The organism is Corynebacterium sp. c25Ua_89 (assembly GCF_047459735.1).
Lineage (GTDB): Bacteria > Actinomycetota > Actinomycetes > Mycobacteriales > Mycobacteriaceae > Corynebacterium > Corynebacterium simulans.
Map to the genome: position 1 here is coordinate 1 of NZ_JASBOD010000007.1, position 20071 is coordinate 20071.

Consider the following 20071-nt stretch of genomic DNA (forward strand, 5'->3'; position numbering starts at 1 on the left):
GAAGGGAAGCAACCAAAGATGTTGGTTGCTTCCCTTCCTTCTTTTCGTTTTGTACTATTTCGTGGAGTAATCGCGGCCCAGGACACCACTGGCCAATTTGAAGCTTGGAATTGTGCTCGAACCTTGGAGAAGAATCGGAATCTTCTTAGCAGTTATACGCCGGTCGGGTCTGGCAGCTAGGCTGGATTGGATAGCTTTAAAATCACCATTAACCAGAGGAGATTCCCACCATGTGTCCACCGGAGAGGGCAGCGGCGCGCGCCGTCGAACTGTTTAAGCAATACGGACAAGGCGATACCGCTGTTACCGCATTGGACCATGTCAACGTGGTCTTTGAGCGCAATCAATTTACTGCCATCATGGGCCCGTCAGGTTCAGGAAAGTCAACGCTGATGCACACCATGGCCGGTCTTGATTCAGCTACTAGTGGCTCAGCCTTCATCGGCGACACGGATATGTCGCAGCTAAACGACAAATCTATCACCGCACTGCGCCGTGACCGCCTAGGGTTCATCTTCCAGTCTTTCAACTTGGTACCTACCCTAACTGCGGCGGAGAACATTACCCTGCCAATGAATATCGCTGGCAAGGAAGTAGATAAGTCCTGGTTCGATGAGGTGACAACCCGTCTGGGATTGGCACAGCGCCTGAGCCATCGTCCATCAGAGCTTTCCGGCGGTCAGCAGCAGCGCGTGGCGTGTGCGCGTGCGCTTGTATCCCGCCCGGAGATCATCTTCGGCGATGAGCCCACCGGCAACCTTGATTCCAATTCTTCCGCGGAGGTTTTGGATATTCTGCGCACCGCAGTGGATCAAGATGACCAGACCGTCGTCATTGTCACCCACGATGCCAAGGCAGCCTCTTACGCGGACCGCGTGGTCTTCCTGGCCGACGGCAAGCTGGTTAACGAGCTGCAGAATCCAACCATGGAATCCATCCATAAGGTCATGGCGGAGATCGAAAGCTAATGGCAAGAAATACCACCATGCGCAAGGTCTCCCTGCGCAATATCGTTGCCCATAAGCTCCGCCTTGCGTTGACGCTGCTCGCAGTGGTCCTTGGCACCGCCTTCATCGCGGGCTCTTTCATGTTCACCAATTCCCTGTCGAACACTTTCGATGCGGCGGTTTCCAATGCTTTTACTGGCGTTGATGCGGCAGTAAGTAAGAAGGATTCTGGTCCTGATCTGGACGAGAAGATGCGCCAATCCTTGTCCAAGGATGACAAGGTCGGCAAGGTCAACATCGAAAGCGCCCAGAACGTGGTCGTCGCCAATGACAAGGCCGAGGCATTCCAGACCACCGGCGGTGGGTCGAGCGTTAGGCCCTACTACGACGCCGAAGAGTCGGTAGGTGAGCCCGGCGAGATTATAGAGGGCGAGGCGCCACACGGCACTGGCGAGGTCACCATCAACGATGCCGCAGCAGAAAAGTACGGCGTCACCGTTGGCCAAAAGCTGCTCGTTGTCCATCCCGACAAGCGTGACGAGGTTACTGTCGCCGGCATCGAGAAGCCAGCCGTGGACGCAGGTCCAAGTATTACCCTGCAGATGGATAACAAGGCCTTCGTTGAACGCTACGGAAACTCGCAGCAGCTGAAGCTCTCTGCCGCTGAGGGGGTAAGCCCAGAGCAGCTCGTCGATCATCTCAACGCCACCTACGACGTCGAGGCGGAGTCCGGCGAAAAGCTTGCAGAGGAAATGTCGGATGCTATTTCTTCGGCGCTGAAGTTCGTCAATTACTTCCTCATTGCCTTCGGCCTCATCGCGCTGTTGGTAGGCACCTTCATCATTGCGAACACCTTCTCCATGATCGTCGCACAGCGCACCAAAGAGTTCGCGCTGTTGCGTGCGCTGGGCGCATCGCGCCGACAGATTTCCCGCTCGGTCGTCGTTGAGTCCTTCATCGTGGGCCTTTTGGGCTCCGCGGTGGGCGTCGTCGCCGGCATGGGCCTGGTGGCGATCATCAAGGCTGTGCTTGCATCCCGCGGCATGCCTGCAGATAGCGGCCTCGGATTGAGCCCGCTTGCGGTCATCGTGCCCATCATTCTGGGCACCGTGGTTACGGTGGTTTCCGCATGGGCACCAGCCCGCCGCGCGGGTGCAGTCGAGCCGGTTGAGGCCATGCGCACCACAGAGTCCGCTGCGGCAAGCTCGCTGAAGGTGCGCACGATCGTCGGCGGTTTGCTCATGGGCTTGGGCGTCATCTTCGTCATCGCCGGCGTGCTTGTCGACGCCGCGACTGGCATCCGCGCCGGCCTCGTCGGCCTGGGCGCGCTTAGCTTGATCGTAGGCTTCAGCCTCGCAGGCCCCGCACTATCACTACCCATCGTTCCTACCTTGGGTCGAGTCGTCGGAGCGCCTTTCGGGGCCATCGGCAAGCTGGCGTCTACCAACTCCAAGCGCAACCCGCGCCGTACCGCAGCAACCGCCTTCGCGCTTACCCTTGGCGTTGCCCTCGTGACTGCCATCGGCATGTTGGGGGCCACTATGAAGTCCTCCGTTGCGGAGACGATGGAGAAGGACATCAGTGCCGATTACCTGCTCTCCGGGCCTTCCCAGGGCAGTTTCCCCACTCCGGTAGAGACAGGCGAGCGCGCCGCCAAGGCTGAGGGTGCTGGCGAAGTCATCACCGTCGGCACCGCGCCAGTGAAGGTCGAAGACCAAGCCTCGTTGAACTATGGCCCCGAACACACCATGTCGGAGACGGTTGATTCCAACCCACAAAACATCTTCATGCTGAACATGGTCGAAGGTGACAGTGATATCGCCGAGGGCGGTTTCATCGCCGATGCCACCACCGCAGGCGAGCAAGGCTGGAAGGTCGGCGAGAGCTACGAGCTTTCTGGCATGGTTCCGGGCAAGACTACAAAGGTCGAGCTGAAGGGCATTTATGAGGACTTTCAGATGCTGCCTAAGCTGGCGGTTTCCCAAAAGGACGTCGAGAAGCTACTGCCTGGCGACGCCCTGACCGTAGCGATGGTTGGCGTCAACGCAGCAGAGGGCGTCGACTTGGAGCAACTGCGCACCAACCTGGAGGAATCCGTCAAGGAACTCGTGGTGGTGCAGGTGGCTTCCGGTGAAGAATACGCCGGCGAGGCCGCAAGCATGATTAACCAGATGCTGACCATTCTCTACGCGCTGTTGGCGCTTGCGGTTATCATCGCGGTGCTTGGCATCGTCAATACGCTGACCCTGGGCGTTATCGAACGCCGTCAGGAAATTGGCATGCTGCGCGCCGTTGGTACCCAGCGCCGTCAGATCCGCACGATGATCACCCTGGAGTCCGTCCAGATTGCAGTATTCGGCGCAGTGGTGGGCATGATTCTGGGCCTGGGCCTAGGCTGGGCCTTTATCAAGGTACTGTCCGAAGAGGGGCTTGGTAGCGCCGTTATTCCGTGGGGCATGCTGGCCATCTTGCTGGTGGGCTCTGCCGTGGTTGGCGTGCTGGCCGCGCTATGGCCAGCACATGGTGCATCCAAGACTCCGCCTTTGGATGCAATCGCGGACTAGAAGTTCTGATAAACAATCGGAGCCCACATCGCCCCGCGCCAGGCTAGAACGATGCCCAGCGCGAGGGTGAAGAAGAGGTACTGGATACACTTCCAGTACCTCTTTTCTTTAAGCATTTCTCCGAGCTCCTTGGCTAGGGTCGACCACGTGGAGAGCCCGCCGGCGAACCCGACGATGGCTAGGGGATAGAGGACCTCGCTAAGCGCGCCGCTTACTTGCTCAACAAAGCCGTAGGCGAAACCGATCGCGAGCGCGCCACACATATTTGCGGCGAAGGTGCTAACCGGAGCGGGCAGTACCTTGGTGAAACCGTAGCGGGCCATGCCGCCGAGGAAGGCGCCGGAGAGGATGTAGAGAACAATCACTTGGCGCCTACCTTGTCACCCAGGAGATAGGCCATAACGCAACCAACCACCGTTGCCAGCACGTAGCAGCCAGCCTGCGCGGCAGTAACGGAGGAGGTTAGGAAAGCGAACGTGGCGAAGCTAGTAAAGCCGCCGAGAACGCCCGTGCCCCAGAAGGGCCCCGGCTTGAAATAACCCATCAGGGCGCTGCCCAAAACGTTGATTAAAAGCAGCGGAATCATTCCTCCGCCCAACAGGGATGACAAAAAATAGCGGGCCACGGCGCCTAACGCGGCGCCGGACCCGACTACTAGTGCTTGAGGCATGGCCTACATATTACTTCCACTCCATCTGCTGGGAACGGACGAACGCCTCAACTTCCTCAACTGGCTTGTTGAGCTTGGGATCAAACTTCAAATAGGCCTTGGTCTCGCGGGCGATGAGAACGAATGGACCCCAAATCACCCCGGCGATGCTTTCGAGAATATTTGTCACTGGTTCCAGGCTGAAAAGCTACTACGTGACAGAAAAAAGAGGATTTGTAGATCTGGTTCACATTTTCCCCCTTGTGGGGGTTAAAAGTCCTGCGAAACTCCACGTGGCTTGGCAAGCTAAGGCCACGCCTAAAACGGACTTTTGTACCTCCCCATCCACCCCCTAAAGGAGCAATCCATGGCACATGAACGAGCTGGCCAGCTTGCGCAACCAAGTGACCTCATCGATATCGCGGAACTTGTCACCGCCTACTACTCCCGTGTTCCCGATGTAGAAAATCCGGATCAACAGGTGGTCTTCGGTACCTCTGGTCACCGCGGTTCGGCCTTGGATGCCGCTTTCAATGAGCGGCACATTCTGGCCATTACCCAGGCCATCGTGGATTACCGTAAAGAGCAGGGCACCACGGGCGCAATCTTTGTTGGCCGCGATACCCATGCGCTTTCGGAGCCGGCCATGGTCTCTGCATTGGAGGTCCTGCTTGCAAATGAGGTTGAGGTGCGTGTCGACGACCGTGGCCGCTACACCCCGACCCCTGCTATCTCGCATGCCATCCTGACGCACCCGGGCACTGACGGCATCGTTATTACGCCTTCGCATAACCCGCCACGCGACGGTGGCTTCAAGTACAACCCACCAACGGGCGGGCCTGCCGATACTGTTGCCACGGATTGGATTGCGGCGCGCGCCAATGACTATCTGCGAGAAGGTCTTGCCGGTGTTGCCCGTGTAAACGTTTCCGGCGTGTTGGACGAGCGCTGCGTAAAACACAATTACGTCGATTCTTACGTGGCCGACCTGCGAAACGTCGTGGACATGGATGCCATCAAGAAGGCCGGCCTGCGCATCGGCGCTGACCCTATGGGCGGCGCCTCGGTGGATTATTGGGCGGCCATCGCCGAGCATTACGATCTGGACCTTACGGTGGTAAACCCGGCGGTGGATGGAACCTTCCGCTTCATGACGCTCGATACCGATGGCTTGATTCGCATGGACTGCTCCTCGCCGAACGCCATGGCCTCGCTCATCGCAAACCGCGAAAAGTTCGACCTGGCCACCGGCAACGACGCGGATGCGGACCGCCATGGCATCGTCACCCCGGATGCCGGGCTGATGAATCCAAACCACTACCTCGCAGTGGCCATTGACTACCTGTTTAGTCACCGCCCACAGTGGGGCAATGCTGGCGTGGGCAAGACGTTGGTTTCTTCCTCCATGGTGGACCGTGTCGTCGCCAAGCTCGGGCGCGAGTTGGTTGAGGTGCCTGTCGGCTTCAAGTGGTTTGTGCCTGGCCTTCTATATGGCAGCATCGGCTTCGGTGGGGAGGAATCTGCTGGTGCTTCCTTCCTGCGTTTCGATGGCTCTGTGTGGTCTACCGATAAAGATGGCATCATCATGGATTTGCTCGCTGCTGAAATCGCTGCGGTAACCGGCAAGAGCCCGTCGCAGCGCTACGCGGAGCTGGCTGAAGAATTCGGCGCCCCAGCTTATGCGCGTACTGATGCACCCGCTGATCGCGCGCAAAAAGCCATCCTGAAAAAGCTTTCCCCGCAGCAGGTGGAGGCCACAGAGCTAGCCGGCGAGGAAATCACCGCTAAGCTCACCGAGGCGCCCGGAAATGGGGCTGCCATCGGTGGCCTTAAGGTGACAACCTGCAATGCTTGGTTTGCCGCGCGCCCATCCGGCACGGAAGATAAGTACAAGATTTACGCGGAGTCTTTCCTGGGCGAGGAACATCTCAGGAAAGTGCAAGAAGAAGCACAGGCACTTGTTACCCAAGTGCTAGAAGTTTAGGGCTAAACTATCTCGGGTGACTAAGAAAATCGATAAGAAGCTGATCCTGGACGTCATCAGTGCGTTCGCTCGCTTCTACATGGCTTATATCTGGATTAAAGCCGGTTACGCCAAGTTGGGTGAAAATCTTTCAGTATTCCAGTCCATCAGCGCCTATGAAATCTTCACGCCGCAGTGGTCCGAATATCTTGCGCATCTAATCGCCCCATTGGAAATCTGTGGTGGTGTCCTGTTGCTTCTAGGTCTTTTCTTGCGTCCGTCCTCTAAGGTTGCCACTTTTGTTCTTTTGCTGTTTATGATCGGCATTGGGCAAGCTTGGGGCCGCGGTTTGGGTATTGATTGCGGGTGCTTCACAGTCAATCCTGACGAAGAGGCGCAAGTGATGAACTATATGCAGACTCTTGCTCGTGATACGTTCTACCTCATCTTGACGGTATGGACGATTAAGCGTCCGTTCAACAAATTTGCGTTGTACCCTTAGACTCTTAGAGCAAGCCATTTAAAAGGAGAATGTCAGTGGCAAAAGTAACTAACCCGAATAGCAAGGGTAACTCGGGCTTTTTCTGGGCAGTTGGAGTTCTGCTCGTTATCGCGGCCGTCGTTATTGGATACATCGTTATGAGCGGCAAGGACGCAAAGTCCGACAAGATTGCAGAAAACGCAGTCGACGTCACCATGGAAACCTCTGTTGATGACAACGGCGTCGTCACGCTGAAAAGCGCCAGTGCCAAGAAAGACGCGCCGGAAGTTGATCTCTACGAGGACTTTTCTTGCCCTCACTGCGCTGAGCTCGCTGAAGGCAGTGACAAGGCGATGAAGGAAGCCATAGAAAACGGCGAGCTCGTGGTCAACATTCATACGTTGAACTTCTTGGATCTGCGCGGTGTCGACCTTGAGAAGTTCATCTCTGATGAAAGTGTCAAGCTCGAGGGACATTCCTCGAAGGCTGCATCCGCGATGGACATTATTGCTCGCTCCGGTGATGCGAAAGCCTATTGGAATATGCGCGCTTACCTTTTTGAGAACCTGCAGTCTGTCGGCTCCTGGGACTTTGACGACTTTGCAGAAGCGGCAAAGGGCTTTGGTGCGGACGACGATGTTATCAAGAAGATCAAGAACGCCAACGTGGATGCCGGCAACGAAAACGGTCGCGCTAACGCTAAGAAGCTGAAGGATACGACTGGTTCTGTGTCTTCGCCGCGTGTACTGAAGAACGGCAAGGATATCGATCCTCCTAAGGACAGGCCGTTGACGCAGTGGAACTTCGTTGAGCAGGTTGTTAAGTAAGACAGCCTGATACTTAACCAGAATTCGATGGGCAGCCCGTGCCGGCTGCCCATTTTGCTGTCCAACAGGCGATTTGGTTTAGTTCGATGGCCTTTGGTAACTTTATCTCAGTTGCTAACGCGAGGTAATCGCGTTGGGCATGGGGCTATGGCGCAGCTGGTAGCGCATCACACTGGCAGTGTGGGGGTCACGGGTTCGAATCCCGTTAGCTCCACAGATGAGGGCCGTCACTTTTGTGGCGGCCCTTTCTTGTGTTTTCGCGTGTCAGTGACGCGTACCGTGGTTGGTATGGAGACTTTTAGTAAGCGTGTTCGCACTGCCGACCAAGCTGGCGCCGAGGCAGCAGGGCTGCGGTGGCTGGCGCAGGCGCGCCCAGACGTTGTTGTTGAGGTAGTAGGGGTGGGGGAGCGCTCGATTAGCACGCGTCGCGTTGCCGAGGCGCGGCCGACGGCTAATGCCGCGCAGGCTTTCGGCCGGGCGCTGCGCGAGGTGCACGATGCGGGCGCGGATGCCTTCGGTGCAGCCCCGGCGGGGTGGAAGGGCCGCAATTATATTGGCCGCGTTGAGCAGGAATGCCGGCCGGTCGCGCACTGGGGCGATTTTTATGTGCACCAGCGGGTGCTGCCCTTCGTGGAGGTTAGTGGAGCACTTGGTGTGGAGTGCAGGGACGTCGTCAAGCGCGCCTGCGATGCGGTGCTAAAGCGGCAGTGGGATGTGCGTCCCGCGCGCATCCATGGCGATTTGTGGGCCGGAAACGTGTTATTTACTGCCGAAAGTGCGGTGATGATTGACCCGGCCGCCCATGGCGGGCACCCGCACACTGACCTGGCCATGCTGGCTCTTTTTGGCGCGCCCTACCTGGACGATATCTATCGCGGCTACGGGCTATCGCCCGATGAAAAGCGTTGGTTCCCGCTCCATCAGCTACATCCCCTTGCGGTACACGCGTTGACCCATGGCGTGGCCTATCATCGCGCGCTTGGCGACGCCGCGCATGCCACCCTGCAACTTTTAGAAGGATAGGTCGGGCTCGTTGTAGCGAGTACGGAGCTAAAGCGAGTGCGGGCCCGGCGGCATGATGCGCTTGTGCGCGCCGCGATGCCAGAGCTCTTCGATACGGGTACGGGCAGAGTCCGGGACCTCTTTGCCCTCAAGGTAGTCATCGATATGAGCGTAACTTACCCCGAGAGCTTCCTCGTCAGGCAGCTGTGGGCGGTCTTCCTCCAAATCTGCCGTGGGGACTTTCTTCCACGTCGACTCCGGCGCGCCCAAGTGGCGCAGCAGCTGGGCGCCCTGGCGCTTGTTGAGCCCTTCCAGCGGCACGAGGTCAGCCGCACCATCGCCCCACTTGGTGAAGAAGGCCGCGAGGTTCTCAGCAGCGTGATCGGTGCCGATGACCAGCGCGCCGACTTCACCGGCGATGGCGTACTGTGCCGTCATGCGCAGACGGGCCTTGACGTTTCCGCGGTTGAAATCGCCTAAGCCCGGCTTGCCCAGGCTCTTCGCCACGGCGTCGTCAATGCCCTGCGTGGCCGGGGCGATATCCACCGTCAGGCGATGATCCGGCTGGATGAAGTCAAGGGCAATCTGTGCGTCCTCTTCATCGACCTGCACGCCGTGTGGCAGGCGTACCGCCCAGAACTGCGCGCCTTCAACTTTCTCCACCGCCATCTGCGCCAGGCGGCCGGCCAGAGTGGAATCCTGCCCGCCTGAAATGCCCAGGACGAAACCTTTGGCGCCAGTGTTGCGCAGATAATCCGCAAGGAAGTTAACGCGCGATTTCACTTCTTGTTCTGGATCGATTAAGGGCTTAACACCCAGGGCTTTTATGATACTTTCTTGCAACGGAAGTCCAGTTTGCGACATGACGCCCATGGTAGCGGGCTGCAAGGATGAACGAGTGAAGAATAAAACCTATGTCAAAGTCGTCGCCGTAGTCGCCGCACTAGGTGGCCTCCTCTTTGGCTACGACACCGGCGTTATGTCCGGTGCGCTGCTATTCATCGGTCCCGAATTTGACATGAATGCCAACCAAGAGGGCTGGGTTACCTCCATGCTCTTAGTCGGTGCCGCCGTCGGCGCGCTTGTTGCCGGCCGCGTCGCGGATGCAATCGGCCGCCGCAAGACCCTGACTCTCGGTGGCGCAGTATTCGTCGCTGGTTCGGTGTGGTGTGCGCTTGCCGGTTCTGTTGTGGCACTAGCTGCCGCCCGCACCTTCCTGGGGGTTGCGGTAGGCGCGGTATCCATTGTTTCGCCGATGTATATCTCCGAGATTTCCCCAGCGCGTGCCCGCGGCCGCCTGGTTTCGCTGAATACCTTGATGATCGTCGTCGGTCAGTTGGTGGCCTACCTGGTCAACTCCGCGCTCGCTGGCACCGGCTCATGGCGGTGGATGCTAGGCCTTGCCGCCGTACCAGGCGCCATGCTCGCCGTGGGCATGATCTTCCTGCCCGATACACCGGCCTGGCTGCTAAAGAAGCATCGCATCGACGAGGCCTGGAAGCTTGCTGCCCGGGTCGGTATCTCTGGAACCGAGCTCGGAACCGCTGGGGCGGCGGGAGCTTCCGAAGCCGCGAAACGCGGCGAGTGGGCGCGCTTAAAAGAAGAACGCTGGCTGCAAGTGACCGTGCTGCTTGCCATGCTGATGGGACTTACTCAGCAGATAACCGGCGTTAATGCCATCGTGTATTTTGCCCCGACCATGATGAGTCAGGTGGGTATTTCTACTGCGAACGCCGTGTATACCTCCATCCTCATCGGTACTGTATCCGTAGTCGCCTGCTGGTTGGGTCTGAAAGTCGTCGACCGTATCGGGCGCAAGCGCCTGCTCATCATCGGCCTGACCGGAAACGTCCTTTCCTTGGTCGTTCTTTCCATCGCGTACCGCTTTGCCGAGGGCTCAACACCTATGGCGTTGTTGTCGCTGGCGTTTATGGCCCTTTTCATTGCTTTCCAGCAGGCCGCTGTATCGCCGACCACCTGGCTGCTCATCTCCGAGCTCGTTCCCGCTGAGGTTCGCGGCATCGGCATGGGCATCGCTGGGCTTTCCCTGTGGGTAACCAACTGGGCGGTCGCGCAGTTCTTCCTGCCAATGGTCGAGTGGTTGACTGGCCCCGTTGCCTTTATGATCTTTGCTTTCTTAGGCTTTGCGGCGATCGCTTATACCAAGCTGTTGGTGCCGGAGACGATGGGCCGTAGTCTGGAAGAAGTAGGCGATGAGATGCAGGAGCGCTACGCTAATTAATCAGTGTTTTGGTTATGGCGCGCGCGTGGGGTAAGGTTTTTCCTCGTGTCATGGCCGTAACTTTGATGGCTGTGCTTTAAAAGTATTCAACCGCATGAAGTTTGCGCATAACGAAAGGAGCGCCCGATGAAGGTTCGTAAGTCTCTTCGGTCGCTGAAGAAGAAGCCGGGCGCCCAGGTTATTCGCCGCCACGGTAAGGTCTTCGTGATCAACAAGAAGGATCCGCGCTTCAAGGCTCGCCAGGGCTAGAAGCATCGGCTTTCTTGATTAGAAGCACCCGCCTAGGATTTCGGTTCTAGGCGGGTGCTTTTCTTTTGTGCTTGCCGACGTCGCTTTGGCTGCCCGATCCGCATCTCCTGTTGCGGGTGTGTTGTTAAAGCGATCAGTGGGCAAAGAATTGGTGACAATAGTGTTCTTTATCACAACTTTAGGTTGCCGGCAGGTAAACTTGCAGGAGTCTCATCGATGTAATTTCATGGCCGAGCGTCGGGCGGGTCAACATGTGGGGTCTGGGTGGATAACATCCTGGGAATATCACGAATGTAACTACTATATGTAGTGTGGGTTGCAGCTTTTTGCCACAAAGTATAGTGTCGTTCGTGTCGTTCCGGTGGGCTGGATGAAGCGCTAAAGGCGCACCTAGTTAGGCCGGATAACCCTTAAAAACTTGAACTTGCGTCAAAGGACTTTCATCATGAGCATCACTCTCTACACCAAGCCAGCCTGCGTCCAGTGCAACGCTACTAAGAAGGCCCTCGACCGTGCTGGCCTTGAATACACCTCTGTAGACGTCACCCTTGATGATGATGCTCGTGACTACGTCATGGCACTCGGGTATGTGCAAGCGCCGGTCGTTGAGGCTAATGGTGAGCACTGGTCCGGCTTCCGTCCAGAGCGCATCAAGGAGCTGGCCGCACTAAGCGCTACCGCTTAGACGGGGTAGGGCCTATAGCAATGTTGGTTGTGTATTTTTCCTCCGCAACGGAAAATACCCGCCGTTTCGTTGACAAGCTGGGCCTGCCAAGCGCCCGCATCCCACTGCGTAAGAATGATGAGCCGCTCATTGTAAATGAGCCTTATGTTCTCGTCTGCCCCACCTACGGGGGAGGGGCCTCTATTAGCCACGAGAACTCTCGTCCTGTTCCGGGGCAAGTCATTCGCTTTCTCAACAATGAGCACAACCGCGGCCTCATCCGCGCGGTTATCTCCGGCGGAAACAGTAACTTCGGCGCAGACTTTGGCAAGGCCGGAGACGTAATCTCCGCCAAGTGCAAGGTGCCCTACGTTTATCGCTTCGAGTTACTTGGTACCGATGAAGACGTTAAGATTTGCAGGGAAGGCCTGCTGGCGAACGCAACGGCCCTAGGGCTGGAAGCCGCTGCCTAAACTTATAAAAATAGGTAACTGTGCAATGCGCAGTTACCTTACATATTTTTCTAAACCGTTTCTCACCGCGGCGTAAGACATGCGCTGCCAAGCAAAGGAAGACTCCAAAAGCCGTGACAACGCAATTGGGCAAGACCGTAGCCGAACCAGTGAAGCCAGAAGAACAGCTTGATTACCACGCTCTGAATGCCCTGCTGAACCTTTACGACGAAGAGGGTAAGATTCAGTTCGATAAGGACCACGAGGCTGCCAACCAGTTCTTCCTGCAGCATGTCAACCAGAACACGGTCTACTTCCACGACTTGGAAGAAAAGATGCGTTACTTGGTGGAAAACAAGTACTACGAGCCAGCTCTGCTCGAACAGTACGACTTTGACTTCATCAAGTCCCTTTTCAAGCGCGCTTATTCCTATAAATTCCGCTTCAAGTCCTTCTTGGGCGCGTACAAGTATTACACCTCTTATACGCTCAAGACTTTCGACGGCCGCCGTTACCTCGAGCGCTTCGAGGACCGCGTTTCTATGACTGCTCTGTTCTTGGCAGACGGTGACACTACCATCGCTGAGCATCTAGTCGACGAAATCATGACCGGCCGCTTCCAGCCGGCAACCCCGACCTTCCTCAACGCTGGCAAGGCGCAGCGCGGCGAGCTCGTTTCCTGCTTCCTCCTGCGTATCGAGGACAACATGGAGTCCATCGGCCGTTCCATTAACTCTGCGCTGCAGCTTTCCAAGCGCGGCGGCGGCGTGGCACTCCTGCTGTCCAACATCCGGGAGGCCGGCGCGCCGATTAAGCACATCGAGAACCAGTCCTCCGGCGTTATCCCAGTCATGAAGCTGTTGGAGGATTCCTTCTCCTACGCAAACCAGTTGGGTGCGCGTCAGGGCGCAGGTGCCGTCTACCTCAATGCGCACCACCCAGACATCATGAACTTCCTCGACACCAAGCGTGAAAACGCCGACGAGAAGATTCGTATCAAGACCCTCTCCCTGGGTGTCGTCATCCCGGACATCACCTTCGAGCTGGCCAAGAAGAACGACGATATGTACCTGTTCTCGCCATACGACGTCGAGCGCGTCTACGGCAAGGCCTTCGGTGACATCTCCATCACCGAGCACTACGAAGAGATGGTCGAGGACCCACGCATTCGCAAGAAGAAGGTCAACGCCCGCCACTTCTTCCAGACCATCGCCGAGCTGCAGTTTGAATCCGGTTACCCGTACATCATGTTCGAGGACACCGTAAATAACGCGAACCCGGTCAAGACCGGTCGCATCAACATGTCCAACCTCTGCTCGGAAATCCTGCAGGTCAACTCTCCGTCCGTATTTGCCGACGATCTCAGCTACGAGACCATGGGCTCCGATATCTCCTGCAACCTTGGTTCGCTGAATATCGCCACCACCATGGATTCCCCAGACTTCGCTTTGACCGTCGAGACCGCCATCCGCGGCCTTACCGCCGTGGCCGACAAGACCGCCATCAACTCTGTACCTTCCGTGCGCAAGGGCAACGATGATTCCCACGCCATCGGCCTTGGCCAGATGAACCTCCACGGTTTCTTGGGCCGCGAGCACATCGAGTACGGCTCCGAGGAAGCGCTGGACTTCACCAACGCCTACTTCGCCGCGGTCCTCTACGCTGCTCTGCGTGCTTCCAACAAGATTGCCCGCGAGCGCGGCGAGTACTTCTCCGAGTTCCCGCAGTCTGAGTACGCCTCTGGCGAGTTCTTCGATCGTTATGACCCAGCCGAGTTCGCCCCACGCACCGCACGTGTGCAGGAGCTTTTCGACGCCTCGTCTATCCACACCCCAACTGCGGAAGACTGGGCTGCGCTGAAGACGGACGTCGCCAAGCATGGCCTCTACAACCGCAACCTACAAGCAGTGCCGCCGACAGGCTCCATTTCTTATATCAACAACTCGACCTCTTCGATTCACCCAATTGCGTCGAAGATCGAAATCCGTAAGGAAGGCAAGATTGGCCGCGTCTACTACCCGGCGCCGCACATGGACAACGACAATCTGGAGTATTTCAAGGACTCCTACGAGATTGGCTACGAAAAGATCATCGATACCTACGCCGCCGCCACCAAGTATGTTGATCAGGGCTTGTCGCTGACCTTGTTCTTCAAGGACACCGCCACCACCCGCGATATCAACAGGGCGCAGATTTACGCATGGCGCAAGGGCATCAAGACCTTGTACTACATCCGCCTTCGTCAGATGGCGCTTGAAGGAACCGAAGTCGAAGGCTGCGTTTCCTGCATGCTCTAACTGCAAAGAGCCCTCACCTTAGCGGGTGAGGGCTCTACCTTTGTTCTTTTGCTCGTTTCGCTCTTTTCGCATTGCTTGTTTGCTTCTTTCCCCTTGCTTGGTGCCAAGGAGCCTTTTAAGCCTACGCTCCGGCGCTTGCGCGGGCCTCGTCCAGGATGGAGCGTGCGATGATCTCCGCCTCGTCTGGGCGTTGCTCCGCGATGGCGCGTGCCAACTCTTGGTGCAAGTGCGCGGTGCCGGCGATAGGGTTGCGCTTTTCCGAACCGAAAACCGACTTCCCTTTGAGCATTGAGAGTAGGGAGGGGGTAAGCGCCGCGAACATCTCGTTGCCCGAAGCGTGCAGCACCATACTGTGGAAGCGCAGATCCGTAGCTAGCTCTTCGCCAACTCGGCGGGAAGGCTTCATCTCCAACTCGTGGAGACGCTTTGCGAGCTCCAGGATTTCTTCTCTTTCCTCTTCCGTTGCTTCCGTGGCGGCCATCCTTGCGGCGATCGGTTCGATGGCAAGGCGGAGCTGGTTGAGAGAATTGAGCTGCTTTTTCTGGGAAGCCTCGCAAGCTAGGCGCCAGTCAATAATCGATTGATCGAATACTGACCACTCGCTCAACGGAAGAACCGTAATACCGACGCGCCGTGAGGAAGAAACCATGCCTAGCTGCTCCAGAGCGCGCATAGCCTCGCGGGCAACGGTGCGCGAAATGTCGAAACGCACGCAGATATCCCGCAAGGTGAAGCGCTGGCCGGTTTCAATGGTGCCGCTTACTATTTCTGCGCCGATTTCGTCCAGAACCGTATTGAGCAGGGGAGTAGGAGACTCGCTGGTGCTGGTCACCGTAGGGGATCCTCCTTTTGTGAGACCGCAGTTTGAGAGTGCACGAGGCAAAGCTGAAAGAGAATAATTTCCGGCATCCATAAGCCAATCTTGAAACGTAAATACATCTTAAGCGATTGCCGAATCGATCGCTTTCAATGCGTGCAATAGTTTTTGAATTGCGTTCAACCTCTAAACTTTTGGGCTGCGCTCCAAAGTTGTATTTCCCGGCTTTTCTAAGGCCCAGATTAGGCAGCCTTTGATTCCGCCCTTGAGACCACGTTTAGGCCGCATTTGAGACCGCTGTTTAGACCGCTTTCTAAAGGTGCAGCGCTCATTGTTGGCCGGGCCTAGGGTGGTACGCTCGTCGGAGAAAGGTTAACCGCAGTTAGCCCAAGATGAATTCCGTTTAAGAAGAAAGTGGAGTCTGACCGTGTCGCACGAGTATGACGAGTACATCGCTAGTCACGCAGAGCCTGTGAAGGCGATTAACTGGAACACCGTTCCAGACGATAAAGATTCCGAGGTCTGGGACCGCCTTACCGGCAACTTCTGGTTGCCAGAGAAGGTGCCTGTTTCCAACGACTTGCAGTCTTGGAAGACCTTGACTGAGCACGAGCAGCAGACCACCATGCGTGTCTTCGCGGGTCTTACCCTCCTCGACACCATTCAGGGCACCGTTGGTGCTGTCTCTTTGCTGCCAGATGCAAAGACTCCGCACGAGGAAGCCGTCTACACCAACATCGCTTTCATGGAGTCGGTTCACGCGAAGTCCTACTCAAACATCTTTATGACGCTGGCTTCCACTCCGATGATCAACGATGCATTCCGTTGGTCTGAGGAAAACGAGAATCTTCAGCGCAAGGCCAAGATCGTCATGTCCTACTACAAGGGCGCCGATCCGCTGAAGAAGAAGGTCGCCTCCACTTTGCTCGAGTCCTTCCTCTTCTACTCCGGTTTCTATTTGCCGATGTACTTCTCTTCCCGCGCTAAGCTTACTAACACCGCGGACATCATCCGCCTGATTATCCGCGATGAAGCAGTTCACGGCTACTACATTGGCTACAAGTTCCAGAATGGCTACAACGAGCTTTCTGAAGCGGAGCAGGCAGAGATTAAGGAATACACTTTCGATCTTCTTTACGATCTCTACGACAACGAGATTGACTACACGGAAGATCTTTACGACGAGCTCGGCTGGACCGAAGACGTCAAGCGCTTCCTGCGATACAACGCCAACAAGGCGCTGAACAACCTCGGCTTCGAGGGGCTGTTCCCGGCGGACGAGACCCGGGTTTCCCCGGCCATCTTGTCTTCGTTGTCTCCGAACGCGGACGAGAACCATGACTTCTTCTCTGGCTCTGGTTCCTCTTACGTCATTGGTAAGGCAGAAGACACCACCGATGAGGACTGGGACTTCTAACTCGTTCCGCCAGCTCGGCTGCCACCTCCCTCTCTTGAGTCGCATTTTTAACAGCGACTGTTGAGCGTTGGGAGCCACGCGCACTTCCAAGGATTAATCAATCTTCCGGTTGATTACCTTAGGGGGTGCGTTTCGTTGTTTTAACGCCAGGCAACCGCAAAATCCTGTGGCGAGAATCACGCAGAAGTGCAATGGTTTTGGGGCAGGTTTTCGGCCGGTGGCCGTCGTGCTGGGAATTTTCGAAAAATACTGCCTAAAAACGGGGTTAACTAGCTTCTATGGCCATTGGGGAAAGCTGGAAATTTCACAGCGAAGTCCCCTAATATAAGTCGAGTAAACCTAGGTGTTGTGGCGCTAGGTCTTATTTTGAGGCTTTGGCGTGCACGACACTTGTTCTTCAGGAGGAAATTAATGACCGCTGTGGCGCCAAGGCTCGACGATTACGTCGCGCCAACTCGTCCAGAGCCGACTGGCAATGCCAAGACCGGCTCTAAGGCTTGGGTAATGCTCACCACCACCGACCACAAGCAGCTGGGCATCATGTACTTGATCATGTCCTTCAGCTTCTTCTTCCTCGGTGGCTTCATGGCCCTGTTGATTCGTGCTGAGCTTTTCAGCCCGGGTCTGCAGTTCCTGTCCAACGAGCAGTTCAACCAGCTGTTCACTATGCACGGCACTGTGATGCTGCTGCTGTTCGCTACTCCCGTTGTGTGGGGTTTCGGTAACTACATCCTGCCGCTGCAGATTGGCGCGCCGGACGTTGCCTTCCCACGTCTGAACGCATTTGGCTTCTGGATCACCCTGACTGGCGGCATCGTTATGCTGCTGGGCTTTGTCACCCCGGGCGGTGCAGCTGACTTCGGCTGGACCATGTACGTCCCGCTTGCCGACGCCGTCCACACCCCAGGCATCGGTGCCGACATGTGGATTGTCGGTGTTGGCGCTACCGGTGTTGGCACCATTGCTTCCGCAGTCAACATGATCACCACCATCCTCACCCTGCGTGCGCCTGGCATGACCATGTTCCGCCTGCCGGTATTCACCTGGTGTATCTTCACTGCTTCCGTCATTGTTCTGATGATCTTCCCGCTGCTGACCTCTGCAGCACTGGGCATCTTGTACGACCGCAAGCTCGGCGGCCACATCTACGACTCCGCTAACGGCGGCGCTATCCTGTGGCAGCACCTCTTCTGGTTCTTCGGCCACCCTGAGGTTTACGTCTTGGCGCTTCCGTTCTTCGGCGTTATCTCCGAGGTCGTTCCGGTCTTCTCCCGTAAGCCAGTCTTTGGCTACATCGGCCTGGTGTTCGCGGTTCTGGCCATCGGCTCCCTGTCCATGGCTGTGTGGGCGCACCACATGTTCGTTACCGGCGCTATCCTGCTGCCGTTCTTCTCCTTCATGACCTTCCTCATCGCGGTTCCGACCGGCGTTAAGTTCTTCAACTGGGTAGGCACCATGTGGAAGGGCCACATCACCTGGGATACCCCGATGATCTTCGCTATGGGCTTCATGTCCACCTTCCTCTTCGGCGGTATGACCGGCGTTATGCTCGCTTCCCCGGCACTGGACTTCCACCTTGCTGAGTCCTACTTCCTGATTGCGCACTTCCACTACACCCTGTTCGGTACGGTTGTGTTCTCCGCGTTCGCAGGTCTGTACTTCTGGTTCCCGAAGATGACCGGCCGCATGCTCGACGAGCGCCTCGGCAAGATTCACTTCTGGCTGACCTTCATCGGCTTCCACGGCACCTTCCTTGTCCAGCACTGGGTGGGCAACATGGGTATGCCACGTCGCTACGCTGACTACCTCGAGTCTGATGGCTTCACCGTCTACAACCAGATCTCCACGATCTTCTCCTTTGTCCTCGGTGCTTCCGTTATCCCGCTGGTTTGGAACGTCTTCAAGTCCTGGCGCTACGGCGAGATCGTTACCGTTGATGACCCTTGGGGCTACGGTAACTCCCTTGAGTGGGCTACCTCCTGCCCGCCGCCGCGCCACAACTTCGTTTCCCTGCCGCGTATCCGCTCTGAGCGTCCGGCCTTCGAGCTGCACTACCCGCACATGGTTAAGCGCATGCGCGAGGAAGCACACGTCGGCCACCACTAGAGCATTTAGCACTGACTGTTAAGCACTAGAGCTAGCCGCTTTACTCCTGACAACCGCCTCCCCAACTGCACTGGCAACGGGGGAGGCGGTTTTGTGCGTTCAAGGCACTATCCAAGTCAAATGCTTGGCGATTACTCCCATTTCCATCGATTCGCGTGGGATACTAACCGAGTGGATTATCAAGCTGACAACGTAAAGGATCCCGCGTGTGATACCTTTGCGGTGATTACGACTTCCGGCCCCGATAAGCCTGGTGTATCGGCGGCATTCTTCCGAGTGCTCTCTTCGCATAGCGCGGAGCTTGTCGATGTCGAGCAAGCCATCTTTTCGGGCCGCATCTCGCTTTCGGCCTATGTCCGTGTTGCTGGCGAAAGATTGCCACAACTAGAACATGGTCTGCGCAATACGTTGAGTATCTATAGCCAGCAGGTGACTCTGTCTGTAGAAGAGGCAGAGTCAGGCTCCCGCCCACGCTCGACTCACTCGGTGGTGATTCTGGGGGAGCAGTTATCAGCCCAGACTATGTCATCGCTTGCTCAGTGCCTGGCAAACTTCGATGCGAATATCGATCGCATTCGCGGGGTGTCGACTTCCCCGCTTTTAGGATTCGAACTATTCATTAGCTTGGAAGGCTCTGCCGATCCAGTCCGTGCAGCTTTGGCGCAGTTGTCGAATGAGCTTGGCGTTGACATCGCGATCGAGAGAGCGGGCCTGCAGCGTAGGGCAAAGCGCCTCGTGTGCTTCGATTGCGATTCCACGCTTATCACAGGAGAGGTCATCGAAATGTTGGCCGCTCACGCAGGCAAGGAAGCCGAAGTCGCTGCAGTCACCGAAAGGGCAATGCGGGGAGAGCTCGATTTTGAGCAGTCTCTTCGTGAGCGCGTAGCTACTTTGGCTGGCTTGGACGTGGCAGTAGTCGACGAGGTTGCTCAGCAGTTAGAGCTTACCCCAGGAGCGCGGACAACCGTGCGAACCCTAAAGCGGATGGGGTATCGCACTGCTGTAGTCTCCGGTGGATTTATCCAAGTGTTGGAAAGCCTCGCCAAGGAACTGGAGCTTGACTATGTGCGCGCTAATACCCTGGAGATCGTCGACGGAAAGCTCACCGGCCGTGTTGTCGGTAAGGTCGTCGACCGAAAGGCGAAGGAAGAATTCCTTCGCGAGTTCGCCGCGGACTCAGGTCTCCTGATGAGCCAAACAGTCGCAGTTGGGGATGGCGCTAATGACATCGATATGATCACTGCTGCGGGCCTCGGAATCGCGTTCAATGCGAAACCTGCGCTTAAAGAAGTCGCTGATGCTTCCGTCAATCATCCGTATATGGACGAAATTCTCCAGATTCTTGGGGTGCCCGCAGAGGAGATTGCAATTGACTAGCTTTGATGTTGCACATG

19 protein-coding genes and 1 tRNA gene are annotated in these 20071 nt (G+C 56.7%); 15 read left to right on the forward strand and 5 right to left on the reverse strand.

Going from position 1 to position 20071, the window contains the following annotated elements:
• Nucleotides 1–230 precede the first annotated feature (230 nt).
• The gene (locus QKB66_RS10255) at nt 231–968 is read left to right on the forward strand and encodes an ABC transporter ATP-binding protein (protein ID WP_248092917.1); all 738 of its coding nucleotides are present in this window, start codon (nt 231–233) and stop codon (nt 966–968) included.
• On the forward strand, nt 968–3511 hold the full coding sequence (locus tag QKB66_RS10260; RefSeq protein ID WP_414253237.1) for an ABC transporter permease: 2544 nt from the start codon (nt 968–970) through the stop codon (nt 3509–3511). The genes QKB66_RS10255 and QKB66_RS10260 overlap by 1 nt, the downstream gene beginning before the upstream one ends.
• Here the strand turns inward: QKB66_RS10260 and QKB66_RS10265 are convergent.
• The 3 genes from QKB66_RS10265 to QKB66_RS10275 are packed head-to-tail and all read right to left on the reverse strand — an operon-like array spanning nt 3508 to nt 4350.
• Nucleotides 3508–3876, reverse strand: a complete 369-nt coding sequence (locus QKB66_RS10265; protein ID WP_248092919.1) for a fluoride efflux transporter FluC — start codon at nt 3874–3876, stop codon at nt 3508–3510. The two genes, QKB66_RS10260 and QKB66_RS10265, sit on opposite strands and share 4 nt — an antisense overlap.
• Nucleotides 3873–4181, reverse strand: a complete 309-nt coding sequence (locus QKB66_RS10270) for a fluoride efflux transporter family protein (protein ID WP_061926026.1) — start codon at nt 4179–4181, stop codon at nt 3873–3875. Before QKB66_RS10270 ends, QKB66_RS10265 begins: the two co-directional genes overlap by 4 nt.
• Before the next feature lie 10 nt (nt 4182–4191).
• Nucleotides 4192–4350: a hypothetical protein gene (locus QKB66_RS10275; RefSeq protein WP_158510270.1), complete on the reverse strand. Its 159-nt coding sequence runs from the start codon at nt 4348–4350 to the stop codon at nt 4192–4194.
• 177 nt (nt 4351–4527) lie between these two features.
• Here QKB66_RS10275 and pgm point away from each other — a divergent pair, with 177 nt between their 5' ends.
• The 5 genes from pgm (at nt 4528) to QKB66_RS10300 (ending at nt 8454) form a co-directional block, all read left to right on the forward strand.
• On the forward strand, nt 4528–6144 hold the full coding sequence (gene pgm, locus QKB66_RS10280) for a phosphoglucomutase (alpha-D-glucose-1,6-bisphosphate-dependent) (RefSeq protein WP_414253238.1): 1617 nt from the start codon (nt 4528–4530) through the stop codon (nt 6142–6144).
• A 16-nt stretch (nt 6145–6160) separates the two neighbouring features.
• Nucleotides 6161–6625: a MauE/DoxX family redox-associated membrane protein gene (locus QKB66_RS10285; protein WP_414253239.1), complete on the forward strand. Its 465-nt coding sequence runs from the start codon at nt 6161–6163 to the stop codon at nt 6623–6625.
• 35 nt (nt 6626–6660) lie between these two features.
• A complete protein-coding gene (locus tag QKB66_RS10290; protein WP_248092924.1) occupies nt 6661–7431 on the forward strand; it encodes a DsbA family protein in 771 nt (256 codons plus the stop codon).
• Nucleotides 7432–7572: 141 nt separating this feature from the next.
• Nucleotides 7573–7645 (forward strand) — tRNA-Ala (locus tag QKB66_RS10295).
• 74 nt (nt 7646–7719) lie between these two features.
• Nucleotides 7720–8454, forward strand: coding sequence for a fructosamine kinase family protein (locus QKB66_RS10300; protein WP_414253240.1), 735 nt, complete (start codon nt 7720–7722; stop codon nt 8452–8454).
• Between the two features lie 27 nt (nt 8455–8481).
• Here the strand turns inward: QKB66_RS10300 and nadE are convergent, their stop codons facing one another.
• Nucleotides 8482–9306 carry an ammonia-dependent NAD(+) synthetase gene (gene nadE, locus QKB66_RS10305; RefSeq protein WP_070455859.1) on the reverse strand — a complete coding sequence of 275 codons (825 nt, stop codon included), beginning with the start codon at nt 9304–9306 and terminating at the stop codon, nt 8482–8484.
• On the opposite strand from nadE, the gene QKB66_RS10310 reads away from it, so the two are divergent.
• The 5 genes from QKB66_RS10310 to nrdE all read left to right on the forward strand — a co-directional run bounded on the left by QKB66_RS10310 (nt 9305) and on the right by nrdE (nt 14337).
• Nucleotides 9305–10675 carry a sugar porter family MFS transporter gene (locus tag QKB66_RS10310; RefSeq protein ID WP_414253303.1) on the forward strand — a complete coding sequence of 457 codons (1371 nt, stop codon included), beginning with the start codon at nt 9305–9307 and terminating at the stop codon, nt 10673–10675. The two genes, nadE and QKB66_RS10310, sit on opposite strands and share 2 nt — an antisense overlap.
• Nucleotides 10676–10801: 126 nt before the next feature.
• On the forward strand, nt 10802–10924 hold the full coding sequence (gene ykgO / locus QKB66_RS10315) for a type B 50S ribosomal protein L36 (protein ID WP_003847162.1): 123 nt from the start codon (nt 10802–10804) through the stop codon (nt 10922–10924).
• Nucleotides 10925–11369: 445 nt separating this feature from the next.
• Nucleotides 11370–11609, forward strand: coding sequence for a glutaredoxin-like protein NrdH (gene nrdH / locus QKB66_RS10320; protein WP_061924430.1), 240 nt, complete (start codon nt 11370–11372; stop codon nt 11607–11609).
• A gap of 20 nt (nt 11610–11629) precedes the next feature.
• The gene (nrdI, locus tag QKB66_RS10325; RefSeq protein ID WP_248092927.1) at nt 11630–12061 is read left to right on the forward strand and encodes a class Ib ribonucleoside-diphosphate reductase assembly flavoprotein NrdI; all 432 of its coding nucleotides are present in this window, start codon (nt 11630–11632) and stop codon (nt 12059–12061) included.
• Nucleotides 12062–12174: 113 nt separating this feature from the next.
• Nucleotides 12175–14337 carry a class 1b ribonucleoside-diphosphate reductase subunit alpha gene (gene nrdE, locus QKB66_RS10330; RefSeq protein ID WP_414253241.1) on the forward strand — a complete coding sequence of 721 codons (2163 nt, stop codon included), beginning with the start codon at nt 12175–12177 and terminating at the stop codon, nt 14335–14337.
• 121 nt (nt 14338–14458) lie between these two features.
• Here nrdE and QKB66_RS10335 read toward each other — a convergent pair whose 3' ends face one another.
• Complete coding sequence (locus QKB66_RS10335; protein WP_414253242.1) at nt 14459–15169, reverse strand: FadR/GntR family transcriptional regulator; 711 nt, start codon at nt 15167–15169, stop codon at nt 14459–14461.
• A gap of 412 nt (nt 15170–15581) precedes the next feature.
• On the opposite strand from QKB66_RS10335, the gene nrdF reads away from it, so the two are divergent.
• The 3 genes from nrdF to serB all read left to right on the forward strand — a co-directional run bounded on the left by nrdF (nt 15582) and on the right by serB (nt 20054).
• On the forward strand, nt 15582–16571 hold the full coding sequence (nrdF, locus tag QKB66_RS10340) for a class 1b ribonucleoside-diphosphate reductase subunit beta (RefSeq protein ID WP_061924418.1): 990 nt from the start codon (nt 15582–15584) through the stop codon (nt 16569–16571).
• A gap of 411 nt (nt 16572–16982) precedes the next feature.
• Entirely contained in the window at nt 16983–18677 is a 1695-nt protein-coding gene (gene ctaD / locus QKB66_RS10345; protein ID WP_070455861.1) for a cytochrome c oxidase subunit I, read from the forward strand.
• A gap of 171 nt (nt 18678–18848) precedes the next feature.
• The gene (serB, locus tag QKB66_RS10350) at nt 18849–20054 is read left to right on the forward strand and encodes a phosphoserine phosphatase SerB (RefSeq protein ID WP_070455944.1); all 1206 of its coding nucleotides are present in this window, start codon (nt 18849–18851) and stop codon (nt 20052–20054) included.
• The last annotated feature ends 17 nt before the right edge of the window (nt 20055–20071 follow it).

Excerpts from the sequence above, each read along its gene's own strand:
- QKB66_RS10255 (WP_248092917.1), top strand. The coding sequence starts at position 231 with ATGTGTCCACCGGAGAGGGCAGCGGCGCGCGCCGTCGAACTGTTTAAG.
- QKB66_RS10260 (WP_414253237.1), top strand. The coding sequence starts at position 968 with ATGGCAAGAAATACCACCATGCGCAAGGTCTCCCTGCGCAATATCGTT.
- QKB66_RS10270 (WP_061926026.1), bottom strand. The coding sequence starts at position 4,181 with ATGCCTCAAGCACTAGTAGTCGGGTCCGGCGCCGCGTTAGGCGCCGTG.
- pgm (WP_414253238.1), top strand. The coding sequence starts at position 4,528 with ATGGCACATGAACGAGCTGGCCAGCTTGCGCAACCAAGTGACCTCATC.
- QKB66_RS10300 (WP_414253240.1), top strand. The coding sequence starts at position 7,720 with ATGGAGACTTTTAGTAAGCGTGTTCGCACTGCCGACCAAGCTGGCGCC.
- QKB66_RS10310 (WP_414253303.1), top strand. The coding sequence starts at position 9,305 with ATGGTAGCGGGCTGCAAGGATGAACGAGTGAAGAATAAAACCTATGTC.
- nadE (WP_070455859.1), bottom strand. The coding sequence starts at position 9,306 with ATGGGCGTCATGTCGCAAACTGGACTTCCGTTGCAAGAAAGTATCATA.
- ykgO (WP_003847162.1), top strand. The coding sequence starts at position 10,802 with ATGAAGGTTCGTAAGTCTCTTCGGTCGCTGAAGAAGAAGCCGGGCGCC.
- nrdH (WP_061924430.1), top strand. The coding sequence starts at position 11,370 with ATGAGCATCACTCTCTACACCAAGCCAGCCTGCGTCCAGTGCAACGCT.
- nrdI (WP_248092927.1), top strand. The coding sequence starts at position 11,630 with ATGTTGGTTGTGTATTTTTCCTCCGCAACGGAAAATACCCGCCGTTTC.
- ctaD (WP_070455861.1), top strand. The coding sequence starts at position 16,983 with ATGACCGCTGTGGCGCCAAGGCTCGACGATTACGTCGCGCCAACTCGT.